This is a genomic window from Microseira sp. BLCC-F43 (assembly GCF_041929235.1).
GTDB lineage: Bacteria > Cyanobacteriota > Cyanobacteriia > Cyanobacteriales > Aerosakkonemataceae > Microseira.
In genome coordinates this window covers 1-14,406 of the sequence record NZ_JBHFNP010000207.1, presented here as the reverse complement: position 1 = coordinate 14,406, position 14,406 = coordinate 1, and the positions used below count along the sequence as shown (strand labels likewise).

The following is a 14,406-nucleotide window of genomic DNA, read 5'->3' as shown; positions in this document are numbered from 1 at the left end:
GTGCTAATATTTTTTGCTTGACTAATTTAACCAAAATCTCTCTTGTCTACTCGGTTTCAATTGGTAAGTCATTAGCTATTTCATAGCAGGTGGAAAAGGGGTTTTCTGCAAGTATTTCAAGTATCATATCTTCAATTGGTTTGGGTGGAATCAAAAACCCTTTTTTTACCAAGCGTCTGCCAACTGCTCTTACCTTTTTTATTGACCAGTTCAAATGTGATGCGATCGCTTTTCTCCAATTAGCTCCTACTTCCATTTTGTCAAGCGCTTTCTTTAATTCATCTTCTTCTAAAAGAAGTGTCAATTTTAACTCACTTGGTGGTTTTTTAGCCTTGGTTTTCCTCGCCGTTGCCCCCCTTGCAGCGGCTCTCCCCTTGCATATTGGGTCAGAAATTTCAGCGGTATGAGACTTAGTTTCGACTACTTTGTGCGTAAGCCTTGTCTTAGTTGCAGTCAAGGGCGGCCAGGGTTTTTCTTTAACTTGCGGCTTGTATTTTTTGGAACAATCCTGACACATTTGATTGGAGTTTAGTTGCCTAAACTTTCTTTGACCAACGCTTTGAAGACAATAGGAACACCATCCAAATGATGGTAAACTTGTTGGCTGAATGTTTAGTTTGTTCATGAAAAACTTCAAGTGTCGCGTGTGTTTGGTTGCTAGCTTTTAAAGTGCTGTTGTTTTACCCGGCATGATTGGGTGCGTTGCTGTTCAAAAAAGATTGTTCAATTAGCGGTATTACCGTTTCATACCATTTGAGTTGGGTTAAACCTTTGTTGCTGTGTTTACCAACTGTTGGAACGAGCGCCGAATATTGTTTGCCGCGATCGCTCGGACACCAATTTTTAAGAACTTTAGTTTGCAACCCCGCTATCATCAAGGCTTTATTAACAAATTCTCCCCTGGGGGGTGATAGTAAGTTGTGAATCTTTGCTATTAACAAACCCAAGTCGGTTGCTGTGTACAAATTGCTTTGCAGAGGTTGCTCACTAGAAACAAGTAATCTGGCGCTTTCACACAGTTCTTTAACTGATGGTTCTAGAACAGCGAGCTTCTGAAGTTTGAACTGAGTTATTAAGTTGGAGTCTACCTGTGCTTCTGCTAACCATTCACAGATTGTATTCAGTACAAATGTATTTTGTTGAAAGCTGCGAGTATTTGAGTTTTGGGGTTGTTGGATTTGGACGAGACTTAGTAATAATCCTCGGACTTGTTCTGCCACTGCTGATTTGGTTAGTAGTACGCCCAGTCGTAGCGCGGCGCGGGGTGTCCATACTCTGAGGTTTCGTTGCGCCGTAGTGATGCCGAATTTCGTCAACTCCCTCAAATCCGCGCCCATCAAGACTTTTGAGCCATCAGACTCAAATTCTATTTTGTGGTTTTCTACAATTGTTCTGATTGTTCGCTCTTTGACTTCATAGTATTCAGCGAGCTGTTTGCTTGTAACAACTCCGGTTCCTTTCCACTGCCACATTGCAAATACTAAAGCCTTGGCTCGGTTGAGTATTTCTTCGGCTTGTTGTTGGTTTAATTTGGAGATTAAATTTTCACTGTTCATTTTTTTGCGCTTACTTGGAATAAAGCGATACGCCAAGGACACGCTGCGCGAACGCGGTATTGCGATCTCGCAACGATTAAACTGCTAGCTCTAGCTGTCTTGAAATTGGTTCCCACTTCCAGTTAGGCTCTGGCAGTCTGTAAATATACAGAATTTTTTTTGTACCGCTAACACTGCCTCGTGAAGTATTTCTGGCTTTGCTTTTTTGTGTTTCACCCCATCGGGTGCTGCACTGTAAACAATTCTTTGGTGTCCCTAATTTCTGCAAGTTATAGGGTTAAACATCAGGTTTGTTAGAAGAAGTAATTGGCTTTTTTTTGAATAATTCTTCCAGAGCTTCTTCTATCAATTTCGATGCTGGTTTTTTGAAAATCGCTGAAAACAACCTCAATTGGTTGTCAATTTCATACGACAAGCAAATTGTCCTTTTTTGTTTTTCCATTTTATATAATTTGATATTATATTTACATAATAGTGTATTTACGGATTCATGTCTAGTAAATTTTTGTTTAGATGAAGGGTTAACAGGTGCATATATGGATGAAGAAGCTAAGAAACGTTTTGCAGAGGCGGTAAAAGCCTTGCGGGGAAACCGCGATCGCGAGGAGTTCGCAAAGATAGTGGGTGTAAGCCGACCTACTATCATCGGCTGGGAAAACTGCAAGGTAGTCCCAAAGCGTGAAAGCCTTGAGATCGTTGCCGAGATGCGCGGCGAGTCACTAGATGAATTCCTTTCCTTTCTGAATGGCGCCAAGCGCCGAGATCCTATGGAAAGATTGCTTAATCAAATCTCTGGCCTCTCTGACGAGCAAATCTCTCTGGTTCTTCAGGCGATCGCCGATCGTTTTAAAAAAGATTAACAGTTGGCGTATTTACAGGTTTGCGTAAGCAGGCTATTGTAAGAGAAGAAGGCTGAAAAATGAAGGCAGGTTGGTAGTGGACGATTTAATCAATCCATTGGGATTGAATTGGGTGGGGGAAAAACAAGAAAACAACTTGCCAGAGATAGCCTGTGTTTACTTTTTGTTTAATTCAACAGCCTCCGAGGTTAAGACTTTAGGATTTTCGCTGAATCTTAAAAAGACTTGGAAAAAATTAAAAAGCTGTGAATTAGGTGAGGATAAGTGGAAATTGGCTTGGGTGCCAGCAAGAGATCAGCTGGAAATAGTTGAATCTATATCTGTTTCTGTCGATTTTATGGATCGAAAGGAATTGGGTGTCTTACTTAAAGCGATCGCTAATCGTTTGGGGAGTATAAATCATGGCTAAACTACCAACAACATTCACAAAGCTTGATTTGACAGGATTTGACATAGATCCAAATAAACAGCACAGCAGCATTAATCGGGAAATGGTAGACGTTGCTTGCGCGGTGTTGCAAAAAAACCGCGTGGGTGTAGTAATGCGATCAGTCCAGGCGGCTCTGAAGAGCATTTATGGGATTGGCGGTTCTGCTGATACGGTGTGCAGTCTTCTGAAAGAATGGCGTGCTGAAAACCTATTTTCTGTGAAGCAAGGAAAAGGAGAGAAAGATTTAGTTAGTGCAATTGTTGATGCTGCGGATGATGGATTGCTTGATGAACAGGATATTCCTGAAGAATATCTGACGGCAACAAAACAGATGGCGATCGCAACATATAGGCTAGCGTACCAAAACGCAGATACGTCGGTAAGTGGCGATCGGATGAAAACTCTAGCTGCTGAAAATGATGTGATGAAGCAGCAACTTAAGGATTTTCCTCAACTACAACTTGAACTGAATTTCTACAAAGCTGAATACGAACGCCAACGGATCGAACTGCGCGAAGCATACATGAATCTCAACAAACAACAATTAGTAGATTCAGATAATTTCCGCCAACAGCTAGATAATTTGTATCAAGAACGTAATGATTTGGTGGGTAAGCTATCGGAGGCTCAAAAACGGTTGGCTGAAGTTGCCGATTTGGAAAGTAGAGAGCGCTTAAGCACTGGTGAGATTTCCCGGATCAATGGACAACTTGAGGCAAGAGAAAAGGAAATATCAACTTACCACCAACAAATTCAAAATCTGCAAGCACAGATTGGTGAGAAACAGGTAATGGAATCTCAAATTGAGCAGTTGCGTAGTCAGCTTAAGGAGGCTACTCTTACCATTACCCGTTTGCAGGCTCAACAAAAATCAACTTCTGCCTTAGAAGTTGATTCATTCACGAACACAGTCCTTGAGCAGAAAGTTAACGACTTTGAGAAAGAACTGTCAGAACGGGAGCAAGAAATTAGTCAACTTCAGTTGCAATTAGCTAAGTTACAAACTGTTTCCAAAAACAGTAAACTAACAACAGCAAATAGCAAATAGCGAGAAGCGATATTTGCTATCCAATAGCAGAGATCGCGTTTTTGTTATTGGATAGCAGCATTAAAGGGGAGCAAGATTATTATGCCAGAAATTGGAGCAGAAATAGAGCTAATGTTGGCGGCAAGATATCCGTTGTTATACGTGGTATCACCAGAAGAAGAAACAGCTTTATATGTGTTGAGTGCAGTTGCTGTTAATCGGAAGTCGCAAATTTACTTCTGGGATTTTTCGCGCGGTTGGTCAGACAAAGACGGTGCAGATAAGGCGAATCCAATGAACGCATTGGGGCGTATAGCTAAAACAGCAGGCGATACTGCTGTACTGTTTGTATTGAAAGATTTGGCGACAGTCATTGCACCCGGAGGGAATAGTCAAATTACAGCGGGGCAGTTGCCGTTGGTAAGGGAAATTAAGAATTTGGCACGGGAAATGGCGCGCGATCGCCGTTGTTTAGTTATCTTGTCAGATCAATTACGCCTACCTGTAGAACTTAGAGAAGAGACAACAGTTGTAGATTTTTCACTACCATCGATAAGAGAAATCTCAGACCTAATTGATAAGCTGATAGGGATTGGGTCGAAGTTAAAACTATCTGACAGTAGCCGGGAGCAACTGGTGAAAGCTTGTCAGGGATTAACTCAATGGCGAATTAGTCGGGTATTGGCGAAGTGCTTAGCGAAGTCGGGAAGGGTTGATTCTAGTGCGATCGCTGCTGTCATCGATGAGAAGCGCTCCTACGTTCGAGAGACGGGCATTCTCGAATTTATTCCAGTGCAGGCTGGGTTAGAGTCCGTTGGTGGATTGGAGAATTTGAAGGAATGGGTGAGAGCGCGATCGCGTATTTGGAGCGATGCTGCACGTGATTATGGATTACCTGCACCCAAGGGTTTGTTGCTGGCAGGAATTCAAGGAACGGGTAAATCGCTCTCAGCTAAAACGATTGCCGCTGAATGGAGGTTACCGTTACTTCGTTTGGATGTAGGGCGGCTGTTTGGCGGCATCGTTGGAGAAAGCGAATTGCGGATGCGGCAGGTAATCAAGCTGGCTGAAGCGATCGCACCTTGCGTGTTGTGGATTGATGAAGCTGACAAAGCTTTTGGCAACATTCAAAATGGCTCTGATGGAGATTCAGGAACTTCACGGCGGGTATTTGGTAGTTTGATTACCTGGATGCAGGAGAAAACCAGCCCAGTATTCATAGTTATGACTGCAAACAATGTGGAAATTCAGCAGGCTGAATTTCTTCGTAAGGGACGGCTAGATGAATTGTTTTTCGTTCATTTACCAACTCACGTAGAGCGCGAGCAGATATTCCAAGTCCATTTAAATCGACTGCGCCCCGACCGAATTGATAGCAATGGATTTGATTTTGATTTACTTGCAAGCGCTTCGTCGGATTTTTCTGGGGCAGAGATTGAGCAGTGTATTTATGAAGGAATGCAACAGGGATTTAGTAGGGGCGAGGAATTTACTGAGACAGATTTATTGGAAGCGATCGCCGAAACTGTCCCGCTGTCTCGCATTGCTCAACCGCAAATAGAAGCGCTGAAATCCTGGGCATTGCGGAGCGGTGCTAAATCTGCTGGCTTAGTTGAATCGAATTCTGGGAAATCTAAACAAACACTATCATTCTGGCTCTCCCGTACTTAAGCTGATAACTTTTACTCATATTAAGGGAAACAGCCGAGCAAACGAGAACGTAAATTCTCGAAATTTGTTATGCCATAACCTAGCCGCATAATTAACTTAATTTTATTGTTAATGCCTTCCATAACGGCGCTAGTTGTGTGGCTAATAAAATCATTACAAATTTCTGATAAATGTGACCGAATAGTGCGAGTAACTTTTCCATAAAAAACTTGAGCATGGACTAGCCATTGTGACATCCGATGCTTACCAGATTCTACACTTTGACAAGTCTCATAGATGTCTCGGAATTCTTCTTTCATCTCATAAGCGATTCTCAAGCAAGCTGACTGATTTAAAATTAGCTCTAATGCAGCTTGCTCTGATTCGGTCAAATCTTGGTGATTCTTCAGCAATAAATATCTACTTCCTTTCGTTGTAACTTTAGCTAATCGGCGAATTTTATTTAACCGCTCGTTAACCAGCTTCATCACATGAAATCTATCAATAACTACCGCCGCATTAGGGAACACTTCGATGACAACTTTACGAAACCCAGCCCACATATCCACACTGACTTCTCTGACTTGTTCTCTCAGATCAATCGGTTGCTGTTTCAGGGCTTCAATGATATCCTTCTGTTTATGACTATCAATAACTTCCATCAACGAACTGGAGTCAATATCGCTAACTACAGTCACAAAATTTTTGTGGCCTTTACGCTTACTAACTTCATCTATACTTAATCGTTCAACTCGACTCCAATCTTTTTTTTTGACTTGATTGCTGGTTGATTTAAAGATGCTTTCAACTATTTCTGGGCTTAACTGCTCCTCACGTCCCACCTGTTCAATGTTAGAATAAAGCACTCGTTGGTAAATCTGTTCTTCATATCTTTTTGTCTGTTTATGCCTCCAAGTAATAAAATCTAGTTTTTCTGTAAAATATCTTTGACAGTGACGACAATAAAACTGTCGCCTCGGTACCCGTAAATATACTGGTTGACCAAATGCTGGCAAATCTCGTACTAATAAAATTGTCTGTCGATGTAATTCTTGACTTGATTGCTGGCAACGATAACAATTAACTTGTGCGTCATTGATTTTTAGCTCGAAAAATATACATCCCTCTACTTGGCTGTATCGCTCTACAGTAATCCCCGGCAATTTGAGCAAATCATCAACAGGAGAGTTCATAGTTAAACTTAGCTCCACGTACAATTACCATCAAATCAGAATCAATCCCTCTTCCCCGACATTTTTTTGGGAATTGGCAAGCCCCAATGTCTTACTATATCAGTATTTCAGCCTTTCAAGCAATGATTGAAGTGACTATTCATTAGTAAAAGTTATCAGCTTAAGTACGGGAGAGCCGTGTTCTGCACGAAACATGACAGCACTAACCCATTTTTTCTTCTGCACACACAGCCCAAGGCACGGCGATCGCTATGTAACCTTTTCACCAAGTTAAAGCACCATTAAGTCACTTTGCCAACACACATGTCGGCAGGGGCAAGGAAAGACTTGCATAACCTGCAATACGCGATCGCTTACCGCTGTTTGCTAAACTATTGCGTATCGCAGTATACAGCTTGCGTGCGATTAATCTCAAGTTTATCGGATGTAAACTAACCACACCGCTCTAAAGAGTCGGTGTGGGTTTCTAGCTTCTTAGCCCGTTGCCCTTTCACCTTACGGCTATCCGGTCTTACACAGGCAAAGCTAGCAGGGACTCTCTTTCCCTCCGTCTATAGTTAATATCCGAATGCCTTCTGGTCTGATGTTCAATGCCGCATTACCATCAGGATCGTGATGAGTGCCACAAGGTCAGACGTGGGGCTTCTCGCAATTCAAGCTAAATATTGGGGAATCCTGAAAATCGCTAAAAAACCAAATGGAGTAAACATGTACCTTCATCTTTACCAACAGTCATGTCCCAAAAGTGAGGCGAAAATAATTTGTGATAAACAGGCCGCTGCCGATTTAATTTATGCCCTTGCTAGAGCCTTATCAACCAAACAAGAAGAACAGGTGGCATTAAGATGTAAGGATGGAAAGTTTTACTATCTCAAGGTTAAAGTTGAAGAGAACATAACCAGCAACGACAGTGTGCAGTTACCCTATTTGTATGATTTTGAAGCTGTGAGCATAACACAAGATAAAGCTAATGATACTGATGTTAGCAATGTTTCATTTGAACTTGACAGTCTTGGTGCGGACTGCATTGTATATGAAGAGAAAAGTGATATGAGCGACGAAAGCCCATTTTAGCTTTCTTCCGGGAGAAGCCCCACGTCCTACCCCGATAGGGTCGGTGCAGTAGTTCACATAAAGTTCAAATGGAGTAAAACATGTACCTTCACATTTATCAGCAATTTGGCCCTGGATACCCAGCAGAAATAGTTTGCACTAAGAAAGCTGCTGCTCACCTGATTTACTGTCTTGCTTTAGCCTTATCAAGCGAAACAGAACAACAAATAACATTAGCATGTAAAGATGGAGAGTTTTATCCTGTGAAGATTAGAATTAATGAGAATATGAAAAACGACGACATTGTAGAGTTTCCCTACCTATGTGATTCAGATATTTGTTGGACTTTGATGCCACCCGATAAAATCAGTGACAGTGATGATGCTGATGTAAATAAAATCGAGTTTTAAACGAAATAATTGCGATCTTGCCGCAGTAGCAAGAGTGTATTGAAAATGGTTTCAGCGAGTACATGCGATCGCATTTTATTGCGGCGTACCGTAACATCAACGAAAGCTTACCGTATTTTTTCGTCGGTGATGGTCTGGTAAAAAAATATCCCAGAACCGTAGTAGCTCTTAACCCACGTCAACTGCGATCGCTTATGGGAGATCAGTGCCTTTGTTTTATCGCTTGAAGATATGCCACATCAGTTGTGTTTTAAAATAGTAAAAAGTTTAATTTACTTTCTTCGCGTAAATAGAGTAATAATTGAAGTAAGTGTGTTTCCTGTTGTTGTTATGGCTCTGACAAAGTACATTGAAAGTTCAACCGGATATAGTGGATCAACAGTTGCAAACGTCCTTGAATCCTTCTTTATGGGGATTCAGACCTCGTTGAGGCAGGGAGAAAAAATTCAATTCCAAAAGTTTGGTACTTTCTCAATTAAAGATTTACCAGAACGGGAAGCTAGAAACCCACGCACCGGGGAAACAATAACCGTTGCGCCGTTGCGGAAACCAGTTTTCAAATTCTCTAAGGAGTTTGCAAAACTTATACAGCCTGATGCGTTGGCGAAATCTGAAGGCGTTGCCTTAGAGAAGGAAATAGGAATCGCTGCACCCGTAAGCGATCCTCTCGTTTCCGTGGAATTGATACCGTTTGAATCCCCGGAACCTGTTCCTCAAGTTACTGTAAATGAGTTAAAGTCTCCGCCTCCAATTCCTGCCTTTCTATTATCACCTGTGAGAACTTGGCACATCAAGGGTAGTAACGGTGTTTTTGTGGAATTACCAGAATCTGAGTTAAAAAGTGCTGGCGTAACTGGTAATACTCCGATTTGGAGCGATCGCACGGGCTGGAAACTTGTAAAAGATGTTCCAGAACTAGCTCACCTGCTGCAATAGCACGCCCAATGTTACGCCAAATTTGTTACCCTTTCTATGTCTTCCTTAGCTCCGTAAAATTGAAAGGCCGTGTTTGAGCATACACGGCCTTTTTTTATTAATGCGATCGCACCAGTTTACCGAAACTGATTAAGTTTGGGTTAACAATGCTTGAGCGTAAACAGTTTCGCCATCGGAAGATTCTCCAATAATAAACAGTCCAGTATAGGGATCGCTTGAATCTTCTACGTAATAAACTTTCGGATTACCAAGCATCTTGAATGTACTGTAAAGCTGAACGTAAAATTCCACTGCTTCTGCTGGCTTTTCCAAAGTTTCTAGTCCAGAGCCTTTTGCCTTTACCGCATCTGAAGACTGCTGCAACTCCGATAAGCTATTCATAGCCAATGGTACAAAAATCTCGTCCAAGCTTTCAGTTCGGATTGTTCTTTCAGGAGCCTTGTAACCAGGTGTTTGCAGTGCAGATCGCCTTGCCGATGCATCTAATGATAAAATTCGTCGTTCATCAAGCGGTGTCCGCGAAGACCGTACTGTTAGGGGTGAATCTGATTCACTTTCTCCCCAATAATTGTAATCGCTAATAGTTTCTCTTAGTGCCTTAATTGCGAGCGTTCTTGTTAATGTTGCTGCCATTTTTTACCCAAAAAAGCTTCTATTTAATTTTATCACCCATGATTGATTTTGTCTCAAAACTGTCTGCGATATGCCTCCGGCACGCTACGCGATCGCACTAAGTCCGGAAAAGCTAAAGCTTTCTAATTAACAAAACGAGAAAACACTGGAAACCTCAAGCTGTTATTTGGCGTTGTTCCCATGTGAATTACTTCAGTCAATGAGCCTAAATAGCTGTTCTGGTTTAACCAAATTTCACGACGTTCAGCATCAGTAAATCCAGTTCCAACTGATGATCTAATTCCATTTCTTTCAACAACTAACTTGCCCAGTGAGTTGGCGTACTTGCCAGTTCCTTTTGAGAAACCTTTAACAATAAACTGACCTTTGGTAAAGTTTTTAACCTTAATTAGATGTTGCGATCGCCCCTGATGATACGCTATTTCTGTATTCCTCAGCATTGTTCCTTCATTGCTTGCACCCGACTCAAAGTTAAATTGGTTTTGAGCAAAAATAGCAACTGGATTATTTAAAACAATGCTGTAAGGAACCGCTACAACTGCTGATTGATTAGACGGTATTAAATTGCTAATTTCGGTTAACATTTCTTCAGTATTTAACCATAGAGCATTTTTCCACAAAGCAAATACGTGGAACTGAACTCTAAGTTTTTGATTGATGTCATAGTTTTTGCGATCGCGTATTATTCCTGAAATTACATCAAACCTTTCATTTTTTATGAAAAGTTCACCGTCGATTACATATCTCATTGATGCAATTTCCTGACATACTTCTTCTATATGCTTTAACCCCACATAGTTTTGTTTTAAAGTTATGCTTAACAGTTTATCTGTGTAAATACCCCTAACACCGTCGATTTTTGGACTTGACCACCACTTTTCTAATGAATAGTTTTTTGCTCGTCTATAACTATCAGCTAATTGGCACTTTGTAAACACCTTGTTACTCCTTTAATATGTTTGACAAAATAGTTTGGTTTGGATAGAATTGTACGGTAGTTTAAATATACTATCATGGAAGTAATCGTAAATCAGATAAGGGAAGCGATCGCAGCAGCAATAAACCTAATCAGATCGCAAAAAGAAACAATCAATAATTTGAGAAGTCAGTTAGCAGAAGTTTCGGAAGAATACGCTGAATTTCGAGAACAAGAGGCTCAAGAGGACGCAGCAGCAGATGCAATGCTGGCTCAACTAGAGCAAATTGCCCAGTCTTTATCTGAAGTGGTTGCTGAAGCCGGAACCTAAAGTCTTAAAATTCAGCTAAACTGCTAATAACTAAAACTGTATTAAGTTGTTGAAGCAATAGTCTACAATTTGGGTCAGGTTTCCATTAAACAAAACCTGACCATTTTTTACTAGGTTATACCTGGTTATAACGCGAACTAACTGGCAAGAAAAGATTGCTGCTAGTTGTTCAACTTCTGAAACTGTGTAAGTTCTTTTTCTGATAATTGCATAAACCTGTTGTAACTGCCTTAACCAACTGTTAAGGTTTTCTAAGGATTGGTTAAGTGTGGTTTGAATAGCAGAATAATCCGTATTGGGTAAACTTGATGATTGGGTAAGTTCGATATTATAACTGAGGAAGGAAAAGTTTTTATCCTTGAGAATTTTCAGCGGTTGGTGAGAATTGGAATCGTTCATAATAAAAAAACAACTTTAAACAATTTTAACCCAAAATATAGACCAAAATTAATTCTGCGCCTTCGACTTAAGTTGAAGCCCTGGAATTAGTTTTAGTAATGATGCGTACCAAAATTCAAAGATAATTATACTTTTGCAACTCTATGAAGTACTTCTGGTTCTGGGGCTGTGATATGCCACAGGCACGCGCTCCTTCCGCAACTTGGACAGCGATGTGAACAATGGCCTACGCTCCTTCTGCAACTAACTTGGGCGATCGCTATCAATAATCAGGCCATTGCTCTCTGTAAAAGTTAGTAGCCACATGCTCTATCGCGTGTTCATAAGTTGTTTCCTCGTGAAATAACTTTGCCGAAGTCATTTCGCCGTTTTTTACTGTGCGTGTACAAATTATCATAATAAACGTTTGACCAGGACTTAATCTAGATCTATCACGTTCTGAGACTATCCCTAAATCTTTAAACTCCATTTATACCAGTAGGGACTTTATTTCAAGCCTCATTTATTGCTTATTATTTCTCGTTTTTAAAACTCCCCGAAATTGCGCTTTTTGACCTGTAAACCTAGAGCTTTTTAAAAACGTATGTTGGACTGCATAAACTTCAATTGAAAACAAAAAAGTTTCTTCCATGTTTTTTAATTTCTCAATTATTTCATCAACAAAAACAGAAAACACGAAACCTGCTGTACCTGTTTCAGCCTGGTGGCTGGCTTTCCAGTAAGCAGAAACCCAACTCATAGGAGGGTATTTTTCACGGCTTCTGGGTGAAACAATTTCATATACTTCTGTTTTCCTTTCTCTAAAGTTGTTAGCAACCTGTTTTTTGTATTCTGAGGCAAGTTGTTTGACTATGTATGCATCGTCACCTCCCTCTCTTTGAGCGATCGCATCAGCATTACCCATTTCCTGACGATACCTATCGCGTTCTGAGAGTGCATAGTTATATTGCTCTTCAGTATGCGGAACATCGTTAAAAAGAACATTTTGATAAGACCTGGGTGAGCTATCCGATCCAATTGAAGGGGCGCGATAGTAGGAATTAACTAGCTGAACAATTCGAGAAACTGTATCAATTGCATCGGGATCTACATTACAAGGTCTATCGTAGTAACAACTTTCATTTTTGAAATCTCTCAGCCAAGGAGCCTCAGCCCCAATTGAATTTAAGTATTCAGTAACTGCCCTGATACCGTTTTCGTTGTTTGGGTAAGCTGATTTTAGAGAATCAACTGCGATTTGAAGTTCCTGGGATAAAAACTCAATAATTCGCATTTCCATTGGTTCTCTTTGTTCCCCACCAGGCGGAATCAGTAGAACTTGTTGCTCGGCGTTTACTGCTCTTGCTCTGCCCAACAAAGAAGCAACTACACCTGTAAGATCGCTCATGCTGCGAATCGCAATTTGCTGTAAAGTTCCGGGTAATGCAACTTTGGGAAACTTTGCTACCGTGGGAGGTCTATCAAAGTTAGCGATCGTTGCTCTTAAACCAGGATAGCGATCGGCTTTGATCAGTTGAATAAAATCACCATCGGTGTCGCGGCCTAAACTAGCGAGTAACTTTCTGGGTGCAGCGATCGTTCCGATCGCTCTGACAAATGCTCCTTCATGACGGTTTTCCCAAAGTTGGATATCGCCCCAATGTCGCATGGGATTACAGTAGACGATGTACTCGCCCGGTGGAAAACTACCCGAACAAAATACTTTTCTACCAACGATCGTGCCATCGTCTTGAACTACGTGATAATGCGCCAGTGACTCATCGGGCTGAGCCATTACTGAATGAAATTTTACACCGGCAGACTTAGCTAAATTTAGCCACATTTCCTGGATTCCGTCTTTCACCCTTGTGATTACATAGGGGTGTAAGAGGAGGATGCCTCTTCTGTCAGCCTGAATAATTCTTAGAACAGGTGTTTTGTAAGAATCTGTTGTTAGCCCATCCGCTGATTGCTCTTGCTCTTCTTCTTTTTCTTTCTGATCTACCCTTAATATTTCTGCCAAATTCTGAATAGATTGAAAAGCACTGCCTAGTCTTTCAGCTTTTTGTCTTAACTGCGAGATGATGTTATCTTGCTCTAGAGTTTCAAAAGCAAACCATTGCCATATCATCCAGCCTAGTTTGGTTTTTCGTTCTTCAGCTTCAAACACAGTGCCTATAAGGATTTTGTCTTGATAATTCCCCAGGGCTGGTTTATTTCCTTTAAGCGAACTCCACGGTATTACTAGATCAACTCCTCTGGCGTCACATAGAGGGCTGTAACTAACAGTTCCTTTACCGACCCATCCTGGCCCATTGTTGAGCGATCGCAGTGCTGCTCTAAACTGGATCGGAATTTCACCAGTAGCTGGTTCTTCAGTGGTACTTATTTCCAATAATCTCATCAGTTCACCGCTAGCTTTAGCATGGGAATCTCCTGTTTCCCAATGAATGCGGTTTACCGGATCGTCTAGTGGGTTTCCGTTAAAAGTATTTTCATCATCGACAACTACATACTTCATCTGTTTGTAGATGAGTTTTTTGCATCCGGTATGAATAATTGAGCCGTAGATTATCCTTTTCCATTGGTCTGTTGGTCTACTTCCGTAATATAGTTTTCCTACTGTCGTTTCCCTTGTAAATGTAAATCTGCCATGAGTGCGAGCGCCGCTAGCTAAATCCAGAAACCAATTTTTATTATCATCCGCTGGTTTAAATGGATCTAGAGTTCTTGAATTTCTTTCTGTTTCTGATATTTCTGTTAAACAAAAATTCTTGGTTGGGTAAAGCGCACAAAGCATTATGTTTCTAAACACAACGTTAGGCTTACTAGACCAATCTTTGCGATAAGCGTCCCAAACTTTAAATTCTGATATAGTTTTTATTTCGCCCCTGTTAGGGTCGATGCCTTTGTTGCCAAGGGACACCTCCCATTCAGAACCGGACGTGCGACTTTCATCGCATCCGGCTCCTAGTCGATTTCTACTTTGTCGCTTTGTGGGCGGCATTTCGGGCTACACGTGCCTGTGAGTGT

At 41.2% G+C, this 14,406-nt stretch carries 15 protein-coding genes; 8 read left to right on the top strand and 7 right to left on the bottom strand.

Going from position 1 to position 14,406, the window contains the following annotated elements; genetic code table 11:
* Positions 1-46: 46 nt before the first annotated feature.
* Both ACE1CM_RS28260 and ACE1CM_RS28255 read right to left on the bottom strand, forming a co-directional pair.
* A complete protein-coding gene (locus ACE1CM_RS28260; RefSeq protein WP_374882189.1) occupies positions 47-637 on the bottom strand; it encodes a hypothetical protein in 591 nt (196 codons plus the stop codon).
* A 43-nt stretch (positions 638-680) separates the two neighbouring features.
* Complete coding sequence (locus tag ACE1CM_RS28255) at positions 681-1,556, bottom strand: hypothetical protein (RefSeq protein ID WP_374882188.1); 876 nt, start codon at positions 1,554-1,556, stop codon at positions 681-683.
* A 290-nt stretch (positions 1,557-1,846) separates the two neighbouring features.
* On the opposite strand from ACE1CM_RS28255, the gene ACE1CM_RS28250 reads away from it, so the two are divergent.
* From ACE1CM_RS28250 to ACE1CM_RS28235, 4 genes are all read left to right on the top strand, one after another.
* Positions 1,847-2,416, top strand: a complete 570-nt coding sequence (locus ACE1CM_RS28250) for a helix-turn-helix transcriptional regulator (RefSeq protein ID WP_374882187.1) — start codon at positions 1,847-1,849, stop codon at positions 2,414-2,416.
* 76 nt (positions 2,417-2,492) lie between these two features.
* Positions 2,493-2,825, top strand: a complete 333-nt coding sequence (locus ACE1CM_RS28245) for a hypothetical protein (RefSeq protein WP_374882186.1) — start codon at positions 2,493-2,495, stop codon at positions 2,823-2,825.
* Positions 2,818-3,894 carry a hypothetical protein gene (locus ACE1CM_RS28240; protein WP_374882185.1) on the top strand — a complete coding sequence of 359 codons (1,077 nt, stop codon included), beginning with the start codon at positions 2,818-2,820 and terminating at the stop codon, positions 3,892-3,894. The genes ACE1CM_RS28245 and ACE1CM_RS28240 overlap by 8 nt, the downstream gene beginning before the upstream one ends.
* An 81-nt stretch (positions 3,895-3,975) precedes the next feature.
* Positions 3,976-5,544 (top strand): AAA family ATPase, encoded by a 1,569-nt coding sequence (locus ACE1CM_RS28235; protein WP_374882184.1) that lies wholly within the window; start codon positions 3,976-3,978, stop codon positions 5,542-5,544.
* Between the two features lie 20 nt (positions 5,545-5,564).
* On the opposite strand, the gene ACE1CM_RS28230 is transcribed toward ACE1CM_RS28235, so the two are convergent.
* Positions 5,565-6,716: an ISL3 family transposase gene (locus tag ACE1CM_RS28230; protein ID WP_374882183.1), complete on the bottom strand. Its 1,152-nt coding sequence runs from the start codon at positions 6,714-6,716 to the stop codon at positions 5,565-5,567.
* A gap of 615 nt (positions 6,717-7,331) precedes the next feature.
* Here ACE1CM_RS28230 and ACE1CM_RS28225 point away from each other — a divergent pair.
* The 3 genes from ACE1CM_RS28225 (at position 7,332) to ACE1CM_RS28215 (ending at position 9,115) form a co-directional block, all read left to right on the top strand.
* A complete protein-coding gene (locus tag ACE1CM_RS28225; protein ID WP_374882182.1) occupies positions 7,332-7,790 on the top strand; it encodes a hypothetical protein in 459 nt (152 codons plus the stop codon).
* An 80-nt stretch (positions 7,791-7,870) separates the two neighbouring features.
* The gene (locus ACE1CM_RS28220; RefSeq protein WP_374882181.1) at positions 7,871-8,179 is read left to right on the top strand and encodes a hypothetical protein; all 309 of its coding nucleotides are present in this window, start codon (positions 7,871-7,873) and stop codon (positions 8,177-8,179) included.
* Between the two features lie 330 nt (positions 8,180-8,509).
* Complete coding sequence (locus tag ACE1CM_RS28215; protein ID WP_374882180.1) at positions 8,510-9,115, top strand: HU family DNA-binding protein; 606 nt, start codon at positions 8,510-8,512, stop codon at positions 9,113-9,115.
* A 129-nt stretch (positions 9,116-9,244) separates the two neighbouring features.
* On the opposite strand, the gene ACE1CM_RS28210 is transcribed toward ACE1CM_RS28215, so the two are convergent.
* Both ACE1CM_RS28210 and ACE1CM_RS28205 read right to left on the bottom strand, forming a co-directional pair.
* The gene (locus tag ACE1CM_RS28210; protein WP_374882179.1) at positions 9,245-9,748 is read right to left on the bottom strand and encodes a hypothetical protein; all 504 of its coding nucleotides are present in this window, start codon (positions 9,746-9,748) and stop codon (positions 9,245-9,247) included.
* 122 nt (positions 9,749-9,870) lie between these two features.
* Positions 9,871-10,686: a hypothetical protein gene (locus ACE1CM_RS28205; RefSeq protein WP_374882178.1), complete on the bottom strand. Its 816-nt coding sequence runs from the start codon at positions 10,684-10,686 to the stop codon at positions 9,871-9,873.
* Positions 10,687-10,761: 75 nt separating this feature from the next.
* Between ACE1CM_RS28205 and ACE1CM_RS28200 the strand changes: the two genes are divergently transcribed.
* Positions 10,762-10,995 (top strand): hypothetical protein, encoded by a 234-nt coding sequence (locus tag ACE1CM_RS28200; RefSeq protein ID WP_374882177.1) that lies wholly within the window; start codon positions 10,762-10,764, stop codon positions 10,993-10,995.
* 30 nt (positions 10,996-11,025) lie between these two features.
* Here the strand turns inward: ACE1CM_RS28200 and ACE1CM_RS28195 are convergent, their stop codons facing one another.
* Both ACE1CM_RS28195 and ACE1CM_RS28190 read right to left on the bottom strand, forming a co-directional pair.
* Positions 11,026-11,394: a hypothetical protein gene (locus tag ACE1CM_RS28195; RefSeq protein WP_374882176.1), complete on the bottom strand. Its 369-nt coding sequence runs from the start codon at positions 11,392-11,394 to the stop codon at positions 11,026-11,028.
* 502 nt (positions 11,395-11,896) lie between these two features.
* Positions 11,897-14,380 (bottom strand): hypothetical protein, encoded by a 2,484-nt coding sequence (locus ACE1CM_RS28190; protein WP_374882175.1) that lies wholly within the window; start codon positions 14,378-14,380, stop codon positions 11,897-11,899.
* Positions 14,381-14,406: the final 26 nt, after the last annotated feature.

What these genes read in the sequence shown, in the direction of transcription:
- ACE1CM_RS28255 (WP_374882188.1), bottom strand. Translation starts at nt 1,556, where the DNA reads ATGAACAGTGAAAATTTAATCTCCAAATTAAACCAACAACAAGCCGAA.
- ACE1CM_RS28240 (WP_374882185.1), top strand. Translation starts at nt 2,818, where the DNA reads ATGGCTAAACTACCAACAACATTCACAAAGCTTGATTTGACAGGATTT.
- ACE1CM_RS28235 (WP_374882184.1), top strand. Translation starts at nt 3,976, where the DNA reads ATGCCAGAAATTGGAGCAGAAATAGAGCTAATGTTGGCGGCAAGATAT.
- ACE1CM_RS28230 (WP_374882183.1), bottom strand. Translation starts at nt 6,716, where the DNA reads ATGAACTCTCCTGTTGATGATTTGCTCAAATTGCCGGGGATTACTGTA.
- ACE1CM_RS28225 (WP_374882182.1), top strand. Translation starts at nt 7,332, where the DNA reads ATGAGTGCCACAAGGTCAGACGTGGGGCTTCTCGCAATTCAAGCTAAA.
- ACE1CM_RS28220 (WP_374882181.1), top strand. Translation starts at nt 7,871, where the DNA reads ATGTACCTTCACATTTATCAGCAATTTGGCCCTGGATACCCAGCAGAA.
- ACE1CM_RS28215 (WP_374882180.1), top strand. Translation starts at nt 8,510, where the DNA reads ATGGCTCTGACAAAGTACATTGAAAGTTCAACCGGATATAGTGGATCA.
- ACE1CM_RS28210 (WP_374882179.1), bottom strand. Translation starts at nt 9,748, where the DNA reads ATGGCAGCAACATTAACAAGAACGCTCGCAATTAAGGCACTAAGAGAA.
- ACE1CM_RS28200 (WP_374882177.1), top strand. Translation starts at nt 10,762, where the DNA reads ATGGAAGTAATCGTAAATCAGATAAGGGAAGCGATCGCAGCAGCAATA.
- ACE1CM_RS28195 (WP_374882176.1), bottom strand. Translation starts at nt 11,394, where the DNA reads ATGAACGATTCCAATTCTCACCAACCGCTGAAAATTCTCAAGGATAAA.
- ACE1CM_RS28190 (WP_374882175.1), bottom strand. Translation starts at nt 14,380, where the DNA reads ATGCCGCCCACAAAGCGACAAAGTAGAAATCGACTAGGAGCCGGATGC.